Genomic DNA, 11,201 nt, shown 5'->3' with positions numbered 1-11,201 from the left:
GTAATTTAATTACGGTTTATGTCCTTAGGATGTTAACTGAATTTTAACAAATACCACTGAGGTAGAGAAATGACCACCAAAACCACCAAACGAGCAACCAAGAAGGTTGCCTCATCAAGCAAAACGATGATGAATAAAGCTGAACTGAAGGCATCGATTGTAAAACACTTACACTGTTCTTTAGGTACAGATGAAAACAAAGCAAACAATCACGCTTGGTGGAAGGCGACTTGTGCCTCTGTGCAAGAACACGTTTTAGAAGGACTGCGTAAAACCCAAAAATCGCATTATCTAAATGATACCCGTGCCGTACATTACTTTTCGGCAGAGTTCTTAATGGGTCGTTTGACGTCTAACAACTTACACAATCTGGGGTTGTTCGAACAGACTGAAAAAGCGCTAAATGAATTAGGCGTGAATTTAACCGATATTATGGAAGAAGAGCCCGATATGGCATTGGGTAATGGTGGTCTAGGTCGCCTGGCTGCTTGTTTTATCGATTCACTGGCAACATTAGACTTACCAGCTGTGGGATACGGCTTACATTATGAGCACGGGCTATTTCGTCAAGAGATCCAAAATGGTGAACAGATTGAACGCCCTGACAGTTGGCGAGACTATGGCAATCCGTGGGAGATTTGCCGACCTGAATCGATACAAGATATTCCATTATTTGGCTACGTAGAAACTAAATACGGTGAGAATGGGCGCATTAATAAAGAGTGGCATCCTGGTCATATTGTTAAAGGTTTACCTTGGGATATTCCAGTGGTGGGGTACGGTGGTAAAACCGTAAACGTTTTGCGCTTATGGCAAAGCCAATCCTCAGACTACTTCAACTGGGATGTTTTTAATGCCGGAGGTTACGTGGATGCTCAAACAGAAAACGTCCAAGCGGAAACCATTTCAAAAGTACTTTATCCAAATGACGAAACCCAAGCGGGCAAAGATTTACGTCTTATCCAGCAGTACTTTTTTAGCGCATGCTCCCTAAAAGACATTATCCGCAGATATAAACGGGCCCATGGCGATGACTGGAGCCGTTTCTCTGATCAAGTGGTTATCCAATTAAACGATACCCATCCTGCTGTTGCTATCCCAGAGTTGATGAGAATATTAATCGACCGTGCTGAACTTGATTGGGACTATGCATGGAGTATCTGTAGTAAAACGTTTGCCTACACCAACCATACCTTGTTGCCTGAAGCATTAGAAAAGTGGCCTGCTCGTATGTTTGAAAGGATATTGCCTCGCCATTTGGAAATTATTTATGAAATTAACCGTCGCTTCATGGACGAAGTGGAAGCGGTTTGGCCAGGTAATAATGAGATCAAGCGTAAACTGTCTATTATCGAAGAGGGGCCAGACAAAATGGTACGCATGGGGAATTTGTCAGTCATTGGCTCTTTCGCCGTTAACGGGGTAGCAGAAATCCATTCGGAGCTGGTTAAGAAAGATTTATTCCCTGAATTTAATCATATGTGGCCAGGTAAACTCACCAATGTGACAAACGGCATCACACCGCGTCGTTGGTTGAAGGCGTGTAATCCTGCATTGTCACAGTTAATTGACGGTAAGATTGGTCAGGATTGGCCCTTAAATTTAGATAAACTGAAAGGTTTAGCCGAATTTGCCGATGACGCTAAGTTTCAAAAGCAGTTCATGAAAATCAAGCGTGATAATAAAGTGCAACTGGCGAACGAAGTGTTGGCGTTGACAGGTATTGAGATTAACCCAGATGCGATATTTGATGTACAGATTAAACGTCTTCACGAGTATAAGCGTCAACATTTAAACCTGTTGTATATCATGGCGTTGTATCGTCGTCTATTAGAGAACCCTGACTATGACATGCATCCTCGCGTTTTCTTGTTCGGTGCCAAAGCAGCACCTGGTTACAAGCTTGCTAAAGACATCATCTTCGCTATTAACAAAGTGGCAGAAAAAATCAACAATGACGCACGGGTTAATCACAAATTGAAAGTGGTATTTTTGCCTAACTACCGCGTGAGTTTGGCTGAGAAGATGATCCCTGCTGCAGATATTTCGGAACAGATATCCACCGCAGGTAAAGAAGCTTCTGGTACAGGCAACATGAAACTGTCCTTAAATGGTGCTCTCACGGTGGGGACGTTAGACGGGGCAAACATTGAAATAGCCGAAGAAGTCGGAGATGAAAATATATTCATCTTTGGCCTGACAGTAGCCGAAGTAGAAGCGTTAGATAAGAAGGGCTATAACCCGTTTGATTATTATGATAATAATCGCGAGTTAAAAGCAGTACTTGATTGGTTAGACAGCGATTACTTTACACCAGGTAAGCCCGGAGCGCTTTCTTCATTAAAACGCAGTATGTTGGAAGGGGGAGATCACTATAAGGTACTGGCTGATTTTACGTCCTATTGCGAAGCACAATCTCTTGCTGATAAAGCGTACAAAGAGCCACAAAGATGGGCCAAAATGGCGATACTCAATACGGCGCACATGGGGAAATTCACTTCTGACCGCTCAATCAAAGACTATGTTGAGCGCATTTGGAAGCTTGATCCTTGCAAAGTTGAGTAGTATTTATGCATTGTAATTTTAGCAGCCTAATGGCTTTCACCCCAGCCATTTTCCTGTAGACTATTACCCTATATGCAAGGCGCTAACTATGGTTAGCGCCTTGTTTTTCCTAATCAAAATAGACACACAGTGTCAGAAGTATTTGGGGTTTATCTATTTGCATGAAGCCTGTTCATGATTCATTGCGAACAATACCGAATCGTCACGTCTTCCTAAGACAAATAGACGATATGCTAAAAAGCCATCCTCATCATTCGATGCTTTTGATTGATGTGGTACGCTTTTCAGACGTCAGTAGCAGCTTTGGTTATGAATTAGGTGACGAGTTGTTGCTCAACATTGCCAATAGAATTTGCTATTTGTTTGATGGCCATGGCGCTCACTTAGGGCGTATCAGTGGCGACATTTTCGGTTTAGTCATTCCAGGTAAATTCAGCCAAGTCCAACTTCAACGCTTTTATATTCACCTAATTGAACATTTTAAAACCCCAATTGGGGTAGGTGATCATTCATTTATTGCTGATTTTAACGTGGGTGCGGTCTCTAACGAAGAATCCGCCATCGCGGCTAGTCAATTTTTTACCCGAGTTGAAGCAGCACTAAAGCAAGCTAAACAAAATCGCTACGATAATTTTTGTTATATGAGCCTTAACGATAAGCCAAATAATAGCCGTTCGATAACATTAAAAGCTGATTTGAAACGCGCATTGTCAAGAGATGAACTTGAGATATATTACCAACCTAAGGTGAACCTGCGCACATTACAAATTGTTGGCGCCGAATGCTTGTTACGCTGGAATCATCCGCTAGATGGTGTGTTATTTCCCGGCGCGTTAATTGAAGCTGCTGAGTCATACAATATGATGAACGAGATGGGCTACTGGGTTTTGGAAGCCGCCTTTAAAGGGGCAAAAGAACTGAGTAAGGCCAATATACATCTGAAGCTTTCGGTGAATATGTCACCAACCCAGTTGTACGATCCAAACTTTGTCGACCAGCTTGCTGACTTTGCGCTTATATACGCGGTCAACTTAAGTCAGATTGAGATTGAGCTAACGGAAGACGTGGCGTTATCAAATTCGTTTGTTGTAACCTCTCAGTTGACGCGTATACGAGCGCTGGGGGTATCTGTTGCGATTGATGATTTTGGTAAGGGCTATTCGAATTTAGCGTATATGCGTAATATTGAACTTGATACTATAAAAGTCGATAAAACGTTTGTGATGGAATTAGCTGAAAATCCTATTAATCGTGCAGTAATAGAAGCCTCTAAATTGATCGCAACCGCAGCCAATTGCGAATTAGTCGCAGAGGGTATCGAAAATATTCACCAGCTACATGTGCTGCGTGAAATAGGTGTAGCTGAGGGGCAGGGCTTTCTATTTTCACGGGCAGTGCCATTGCAGGAATTTATCGGATTAACTCAACAAGACTTCATCGTAGGAGATTCCCATGCACGGTTAAGTCGTCTTGATAGTGCCTAGCCATTGGCATTCCAGATAACACTCTTCTTTGGACGCCAAAAGAATATTTTTTACACTGTAAACATCATTGTCGGCCAGTCAAAATTAAAGCGCAAAGGTAACGTATGCAAACTGTTAATACGCATAAACTCATTAGTCATTTACAACAGCAGGGACAGTTTTTAACGCTATCGCGTCGCTCTGGCGAATTAGTACAAAACCCTATTTCTTTCACACTTTATGAGCACACGCAGGTCAGTATTATCTCCCCTGGTATTATTTCATTTTCACCCAAAATAAAGAGTGACAAAGCCATTGTGCTATCGAGCGGGATCCACGGCAATGAGACAGCCCCTATTGAAATATGTGACCAATATGTCATAGATATTTTGACGGGTAAAATACGTGTTGCTCATCGGATATTGTTCATTTTTGGTAACTTGCCAGCAATGGATAGAGCCACCCGCTTTGTAGATGAAAACCTAAATCGCTTGTTCAGTCATGCTCATGCAAGTGAGTCGGTCGATCAAAACAGCTACGAATGTGCTCGCGCGAAAGAAATAGAAGAGGCGGTCGCTGAGTTTTACGGATCAGGGCACGGTGAAGAGTCGCGCTATCATTACGATCTCCATACGGCTATCCGCCCATCGAAAAATGAAAAGTTTGCTGTGTATCCCTTTTTACATGGCGAGAAGCACGACAAAGAACAAATTAGTTTCTTGCTTGCTTGCGGCATCGATACCTTTCTACTCTCTGGTAGCCCTACAACGACTTTCAGCTATTATTCCAGTCGTCAATTTGGGGCCCATGCCTTTACGGTGGAACTAGGGAAGGTACAAGCGTTCGGTCAAAATGATATGTCTCGTTTCACCCAGGTTAACGACACCTTGAAACGCTTTATTTGCGGTCAACCATTGAACCTGAAATCGTTTAATGATCAAGATGTGTTGATTTACCAAGTAAATCAGGTGATCAATAAGCATGCAGAAGACTTTGAGTTGGACTTTTCAGACGATTTACCGAACTTTAGTGACTTTCCCAAGGGCACCTTATTGGCGCATGAAACAGGCAATGAATACCGCGCTGAGTTTGACGGTGAAGCGGTTGTTTTCCCTAACGCAAACGTGGCAATTGGCCAGCGTGCGATTTTAACCGTAATCCCCACTACGCTCGATTGATAGGTGCACCTCAATAAGATTGTATTTGTTACAAATACGAACGTAATTTCAGTAAGTTAATAGAAAAAATTTTGCTAACGTTCAATAGGTCAAATGGATTAACAAGGGACAATATAATGATTATGACTACTACCCCCAGTATTGAAGGCAAAAAAATCGAACGTTATTGCGGAATAGTTGTAGGGGAAGCTGTGATGGGGGCCAATGTGTTTCGCGATATATTCGCCGCCATTCGTGATGTTGTTGGTGGGCGCTCCGGTGCTTATGAAGATGAACTAACAAACGCTCGACAAATAGGATTTCGTGAGCTTGAAGCTGAGGCGCGCTCTATGGGCGCTAATGCTGTGGTAGGCATTGATATTGATTACGAAGTGGTAGGCAAGGGCGGTAGTATGTTGATGGTCAGCATCAGCGGCACGGCGGTGAGCTGCAGCGACCTTTAGTTCTGTGTTCTTAAGCAACTTGTGTTGGAAGTTGCTTAAGGTCCAATACGACTGACGTACTTAGGCTATCACTTTTTACCCCAATCATCGTCTTCGTCATCAAAATTTTTATTATTGTCTTTCGTTGGTTTAGGCAGTTTCTCATTTGCACTTTGTTGTAATAGCAATATATTGCCAATGATAAAACCCAATACGACCACAATGATGGCAACGACTATCCAAATATTCATTTAACCTCCTGATGCTCACGATCTGATATTCCTTTGTTTAGTATGTACCTGTGATAGATCATCGGCAATCGATTTAACACCTCAGCTTTGCCTTGGATATCTTGTTTATCGAGCAGTGCTTGAAGAGTTGGTAATGTCAGCAGGCTAAGCATGCTTTCAGCCACAGGACGGTAACTTAAATGCCAAGGCTCCACGGAGACCCCACCGGTAAAATTCTGATAAGGCATGTAAAAATCAAAATCAGCCGCATGCGTTACTAACCATTTATTCAGTGCAGAACAGGGACCACCCTCGCTGTATTCTTGCGGGATAAGTTGTAACGTTTGACCGGCTTGAGCCATGGCGTACTTGTCATATACATCGAGATCGGTGCCCCAATGATGACGGCTTGCCCCTGGCAATGCTGACCAAGTGAGAATGGCGTGTAGCTTTTGTTCAGAGGTCAGAGTGGTTGCATCTAATGGTTCACCGGTCTTGGAATACAGGGGGCGTAATCCCCGCCATTTATTGTCCCAAATCAATTTTTGCCGGGCAAAGTCGCGATAACCGCTGGCGATATTGATGTAAATATTGTCTTTTGCTGCACTTCGCTGCATGGCGCTAAAGGCAGAGAAAGTGTTAACTTCAAGGCGATGGCCATCTTGTGCCTCACACAAATGTGAGGCATCAAGACCTAAGGCATGCTCCACATTTATCAAGCCAATAGCCTTTGCAAAATCCCTTCATATATTTTCGCAAGTTGTGCAAGATCGTTAATATTCACATTTTCATCAATTTTATGAATAGTTGCGTTGACGGGCCCCAATTCAATGACTTGCGCGCCAGTTGGAGCGATAAAGCGCCCATCGGATGTGCCGCCGGCCGTAGAAAGTTCTGTTTCCCGGTCCGTTACGTCCTTTATCGCGCTTTGTGTGGCTTCAACTAACTTTCCAGAATCGGTCAAGAAAGGTTGCCCATTGAATGTCCAGTCGATGTGGTAGTCGAAATCGTATTTATCGAGTATCGTCGTTACGCGCTCAATAAGTTGCTTGTCGGTGACTTCTGTTGAAAAGCGAAAGTTAAAACATGCCGATAAGTCACCAGGGATAACATTACCGGCGCCTGTGCCTGAATTGATGTTAGAGACTTGGAAGCTAGTAGGTGGGAAGGAGGCATTTCCACTGTCCCAATGGGTTTGCGCTAACTCAGCAAAAGCGGGTGCCGACAAGTGAATTGGATTTTTAGCTAAGTGAGGGTATGCAACGTGACCCTGCACGCCTTTCACTGTGATATCACCGGTGAGTGAACCCCGGCGACCATTTTTAACGACATCACCAATCAGCGTAGTACTGGAAGGCTCGCCAACGAGGCACCATGTCATTTTTTCATTGCGAGCTTCTAGGGTATCAATTACGCGAGTAGTGCCATTAATAAATGGACCCTCTTCGTCGCTGGTAATTAAAAATGCGATCGAACCTGAATGTTCAGGATGCTTGGTCACAAACGCTTTAGTGGCAACAAGCATCGCCGCTAGGCTGCCCTTCATGTCCGCCGCACCACGGCCGTACAACTGACCTTCATGCTGGGTGGCGGTAAAGGGTGGAAATGTCCACTTTTCAGCAGGGCCGCTGGGCACAACATCTGTGTGCCCAGCAAAACAAAATACGGGTCCGCCTGTGCCTTTTCGGGCCCACATGTTGGTTGTATCGTCAAACACCATAGATTCAATATCAAATCCTAACGGGGCCAGATACTCAGCCATTAATTGCTGACAACCGGCATCTTCAGGTGTGACTGACTGTCGATTGATTAATTCTTCTGTTAACGCAAGTACTTCACAACTCATTTGAATATCTCTAGGTATTGGGCGTCTTTAAATCCGACTACGTGATGATCTTGATGAATAAGTAATGGACGCTTTATCATGGCCGGTGCTTCATGCATTAACGCTAAAGCAGTTTCTCGATTTAGGTTCTCTTTCTGTTCGTCAGTCAATTGTCTAAACGTTGTACCGCGTTTGTTTAGTAGGGTTTCCCAGCCAACGATGGCTTCAACTTCTTCAAGCCATTTTGGCTCGATACCGTCAACTCTATAATCATGAAATGTGTATTCTATTTCGTTCGCAGTTAGCCATTTACGTGCTTTTTTTATCGTGTCGCAGTTCTTGATACCGTACATTTTCGTCATGAAATTACTCGTTACCCGCATTAATTAACTAGCCGCTCACTATAGCGAGACTGTGCGGGTAGGGTAAAGAGGAAACAGACAATTGGCGTGAATTGATTAATAGCAAGCACCATTACACGTGCTTTCAGTGTATTTTGATATGCCGTAGAGAAAGCTGTTCACACAAATAATTCATAATATAAGTTTGGGCGAGCCTTTTAATTTTAGTTTTATACCACACATTAAAACGATGAACTTTTCAAAGCGCTTGTCCAATAGCATTTTAGCCAGTACTGCATTTGTATTGACTCTATGGTGTATAAAATCAGCTGAAATACTATTCTCGATTGATATGCACATGTTTGCAGTTTATCCCCAGACACTTAACGGAAGCCTTGGGATCATCACAGCGCCCCTCATTCACGGTTCGTTGGAACATATTTTTAGCAACAGCCTACCCTTGTTAGTGTTACTCACGGCGCTTTTTTATGGATACCCTAAAACACGCACTCGGGTGCTTATCAGCGTGTGGTTGCTGTCAGGAGTTGGTGTATGGTTCTTCGCGCGTGATGCTTATCATTTAGGCGCAAGCGGGGTGACCCACGGCATATTTTTTTATCTTTTAGTGGTTGGGATTTTACGTCGTGATAAATCGTCGGTCGCTATTATGATGATCGCATTTTTTATGTATGGCGGAATGACCATGAGCATCTTTCCCCGTGAGCCTGTCATCTCGTTCGAATATCATTTATTTGGTGGATTAGCCGGTGCTTTTGCAGGTCTACTTTGGAATAGATTAGACCCTAAACCTGCCGTGAAGCGTTATCCATGGGAGCACAGCACTGATGAAGAAGACCCTATCATCAAAGATGAATGGCGTGTTGCGGTTAATTCAAGTGATTCAAGTGATCCAAGTGAAAACCTCAGCAACTTAAAAAATGATGACTTGAACACTGCTTTAGATAAAGGTGGAGAAAAGGTAGAAAAGAGAACTTCATCTCATTCAATAATTATGACGCGTAAAGAGTAACTCTACACTTATTAAGGGTTTCCACGGTTACGCGTAGCTGTTGACGCACTTTTTTGCGCATAAAGTTAACGCAAATGACATTCCAATCAATCAGCTAAATAGATAGTTACTCATTGTTTTAATTCGTGGTCTTTTCTTGAAGCACGTAAGATAAAAATCTGTGCATATGCCAAGTAACCCCAAACAAGTGAGATCAAAAGATATGGAATTTAACTACTATTTTCGCGTCCGTTACGGTGAGTGTGATGCACAAAGCGTAGTATTTAATGCACGCTACGCAGACTATGTTGACATCACAATGACCGAATTTTTTCGAGCATTTTATGGTGGTTTCGACAATCTATTAAGCCAAGGGTACGAAACCCAAGTGGTAAACCTCAATATTAGTTGGCAATCTTCAGCGCGCTTTGATGATGTTATTGCAGCCTCTGTGAGTGTCATGAAGGTCGGGAATACGTCTTTTACCTGCGAAGTAAACCTAGTGCATCAAAGTAGTGGTAGAGCAATCGCCAATGCACAAATTACCTATGTTTGCGTTGATGCGACTACGTATATCAAAAAGGCTGTTCCGCAAAGCTTACGCAGTGGGCTATTACATCAAAAACAATTGCCTGCTATTAACCACGCAGGTGAGATTCAAGGAGCGTAGTTTCGCTCTTTTTCTTCTAGATTATACTTTAGTAGCATACTCAGTTAGTCGATATACTTTTATAGTGTTACTACATCAGTTGCTGCTAAGCACAAGCATAAGAGGCTGGTAAGTTCTTGGTTAGGTTAATATTTGAACCCAGAACAATGAATGCGCTATGGCGTGATAACAATAAATAACCTAAAAATAATAATCATAATAAAGGGTTTGTAATGGTGCCTCAGAATAGGAAAAGTGACACTGCGTTGTTTGACGCTTTGCGCATTCGATCAAGTTTAACCGTGGAACGTTTGTCCGCTTTAGTCAATCAACCCAATATTAATCTTAAGGCGTTGAATCAATGCCTTTCCCCTCTTGAAAAACAACTTCCTGCGATTATTGATGAGATCTATGCGTCACACCCAGAGATGGCAGATGTGGCGTTGCAGACTGATGAGTTCAATCTCTCTACAGATTTGCGATATCTTCTTAAGGCCTATATCAAGGAGTTATTGGTCAATAATGAGTATGACGAGCAGTACATCAGTAACCGTATCGTGTTAATTGTACATTATAAAAATATTGGTGTACCAGCGTTAACCTTCATTCAGTTTATCGATACTTTGCGCCATGTATTACTCCAACATATTGAGAAGATACCGGATTTGAGTTCTATAAAAGAGCCAATTAGCTTGGCCATTCGCCAATTACTGCAGTTCGACCTTGAGTTGTGTGTTGACATTAACGTGGCACATTTACACGCTGATATCGAGGAACTGCGAAAAGAACACAACGAATTACGCAAAAATATTGAAGCTAGAATTGCCCAGCGCACAAAAGATTTGATGGAGCAGGTGCGATTGGACCCGCTGACTAAAATATACAACATCAGTGCGATGCAAGAAATGCTCGATAAAGAGCTCGCATTAGCGAAGCGTCGGCACACAAAGTTGTCGTTAGTGTATTTTGATGTTGACCACTTCAAGCGTATAAATGACACCGAAGGGCACTTAAAAGGAGATGAAGTGCTTAAAGAAATCGGTCAAACACTGCGCCAGTGCGTGCGTCAAACAGACATAGCATGCCGTTACGGTGGTGATGAGTTTTGTGTCGTGTTACTGGAGTGTAATGCACTTGAAGCGCAGAAAGTATGTGAAAAACTGATCGCTACTTTTCAATCCCGTTACCCGACTTATTCGTTTAGTATGGGGATCGCTGAAACAGGAGCATCGGAATTTGTCAGTGTTAAACAGTTGATCCATTTAGCGGACCAGAAAATGTATCTTGCTAAAAAACAAGCGGGTTACAAAATAGTACTTTGAGTTAACATCAAACAAGGCCAAGGATAATGCTTATTCGGTCCTTGGTTAGGTACATGACTCCCCAAGTCCGTGCATTGTCATCTAACCCCCTCTTGTATTAACGTTGCAAAACTAACGTTTCAGAATCCTGCATCAGTACCTGTTGTTATCTGAATACGTATGCAAGCACTTGTTTAGATATTGTTACAAAGGATAAT

Annotated in this window: 11 protein-coding genes; 7 read left to right on the top strand and 4 right to left on the bottom strand. The window is 42.8% G+C overall.

The features are described 5' to 3' along the window. Positions 1–69: 69 nt before the first annotated feature. The 4 genes from AC0L6N_RS09015 to AC0L6N_RS09000 all read left to right on the top strand — a co-directional run bounded on the left by AC0L6N_RS09015 (position 70) and on the right by AC0L6N_RS09000 (position 5,649). Positions 70–2,565, top strand: a complete 2,496-nt coding sequence (locus AC0L6N_RS09015; RefSeq protein ID WP_473480645.1) for a glycogen/starch/alpha-glucan phosphorylase — start codon at positions 70–72, stop codon at positions 2,563–2,565. A gap of 161 nt (positions 2,566–2,726) precedes the next feature. Then, positions 2,727–4,049 (top strand): putative bifunctional diguanylate cyclase/phosphodiesterase, encoded by a 1,323-nt coding sequence (locus tag AC0L6N_RS09010; RefSeq protein WP_473480642.1) that lies wholly within the window; start codon positions 2,727–2,729, stop codon positions 4,047–4,049. A gap of 104 nt (positions 4,050–4,153) precedes the next feature. Continuing rightward, complete coding sequence (gene astE / locus AC0L6N_RS09005) at positions 4,154–5,206, top strand: succinylglutamate desuccinylase (RefSeq protein WP_473480640.1); 1,053 nt, start codon at positions 4,154–4,156, stop codon at positions 5,204–5,206. Between the two features lie 116 nt (positions 5,207–5,322). Next, on the top strand, positions 5,323–5,649 hold the full coding sequence (locus AC0L6N_RS09000) for a heavy metal-binding domain-containing protein (RefSeq protein WP_006993363.1): 327 nt from the start codon (positions 5,323–5,325) through the stop codon (positions 5,647–5,649). Between the two features lie 68 nt (positions 5,650–5,717). Here the strand turns inward: AC0L6N_RS09000 and AC0L6N_RS08995 are convergent, their stop codons facing one another. From AC0L6N_RS08995 to AC0L6N_RS08980, 4 genes are read right to left on the bottom strand one after another with little or no spacing between them, the layout of a single operon-like run. Then, entirely contained in the window at positions 5,718–5,879 is a 162-nt protein-coding gene (locus tag AC0L6N_RS08995) for a DUF2897 family protein (RefSeq protein ID WP_006993362.1), read from the bottom strand. Next, positions 5,876–6,568, bottom strand: a complete 693-nt coding sequence (locus AC0L6N_RS08990; RefSeq protein ID WP_473481298.1) for a M15 family metallopeptidase — start codon at positions 6,566–6,568, stop codon at positions 5,876–5,878. The genes AC0L6N_RS08995 and AC0L6N_RS08990 overlap by 4 nt, the downstream gene beginning before the upstream one ends. Positions 6,569–6,573: 5 nt before the next feature. After that, entirely contained in the window at positions 6,574–7,704 is a 1,131-nt protein-coding gene (gene dapE / locus AC0L6N_RS08985; protein ID WP_473480637.1) for a succinyl-diaminopimelate desuccinylase, read from the bottom strand. Beyond that, entirely contained in the window at positions 7,701–8,045 is a 345-nt protein-coding gene (locus AC0L6N_RS08980) for an ArsC family reductase (protein ID WP_473480634.1), read from the bottom strand. The genes dapE and AC0L6N_RS08980 overlap by 4 nt, the downstream gene beginning before the upstream one ends. Before the next feature lie 229 nt (positions 8,046–8,274). Between AC0L6N_RS08980 and AC0L6N_RS08975 the strand changes: the two genes are divergently transcribed. From AC0L6N_RS08975 to AC0L6N_RS08965, 3 genes are all read left to right on the top strand, one after another. Beyond that, entirely contained in the window at positions 8,275–9,054 is a 780-nt protein-coding gene (locus AC0L6N_RS08975) for a rhomboid family intramembrane serine protease (protein WP_473480632.1), read from the top strand. 202 nt (positions 9,055–9,256) lie between these two features. Further along, positions 9,257–9,703, top strand: a complete 447-nt coding sequence (locus AC0L6N_RS08970; RefSeq protein WP_473481296.1) for an acyl-CoA thioesterase — start codon at positions 9,257–9,259, stop codon at positions 9,701–9,703. Positions 9,704–9,915: 212 nt separating this feature from the next. Further along, a complete protein-coding gene (locus AC0L6N_RS08965) occupies positions 9,916–11,004 on the top strand; it encodes a GGDEF domain-containing protein (protein WP_473480629.1) in 1,089 nt (362 codons plus the stop codon). Positions 11,005–11,201 lie beyond the last annotated feature (197 nt).

The organism is Paraglaciecola sp. G1-13 (assembly GCF_055809255.1).
This window is presented reverse-complemented; position numbering and strand designations above follow the sequence as displayed.

Bases quoted from the DNA above. Each gene is read 5' to 3' on its own strand.
- AC0L6N_RS09000 (WP_006993363.1), top strand. From the start codon at position 5,323: ATGATTATGACTACTACCCCCAGTATTGAAGGCAAAAAAATCGAACGT.
- AC0L6N_RS08970 (WP_473481296.1), top strand. From the start codon at position 9,257: ATGGAATTTAACTACTATTTTCGCGTCCGTTACGGTGAGTGTGATGCA.
- AC0L6N_RS08975 (WP_473480632.1), top strand. From the start codon at position 8,275: ATGAACTTTTCAAAGCGCTTGTCCAATAGCATTTTAGCCAGTACTGCA.
- astE (WP_473480640.1), top strand. From the start codon at position 4,154: ATGCAAACTGTTAATACGCATAAACTCATTAGTCATTTACAACAGCAG.
- AC0L6N_RS08980 (WP_473480634.1), bottom strand. From the start codon at position 8,045: ATGACGAAAATGTACGGTATCAAGAACTGCGACACGATAAAAAAAGCA.
- AC0L6N_RS08965 (WP_473480629.1), top strand. From the start codon at position 9,916: ATGGTGCCTCAGAATAGGAAAAGTGACACTGCGTTGTTTGACGCTTTG.
- AC0L6N_RS08995 (WP_006993362.1), bottom strand. From the start codon at position 5,879: ATGAATATTTGGATAGTCGTTGCCATCATTGTGGTCGTATTGGGTTTT.
- AC0L6N_RS09010 (WP_473480642.1), top strand. From the start codon at position 2,727: ATGAAGCCTGTTCATGATTCATTGCGAACAATACCGAATCGTCACGTC.
- AC0L6N_RS09015 (WP_473480645.1), top strand. From the start codon at position 70: ATGACCACCAAAACCACCAAACGAGCAACCAAGAAGGTTGCCTCATCA.
- dapE (WP_473480637.1), bottom strand. From the start codon at position 7,704: ATGAGTTGTGAAGTACTTGCGTTAACAGAAGAATTAATCAATCGACAG.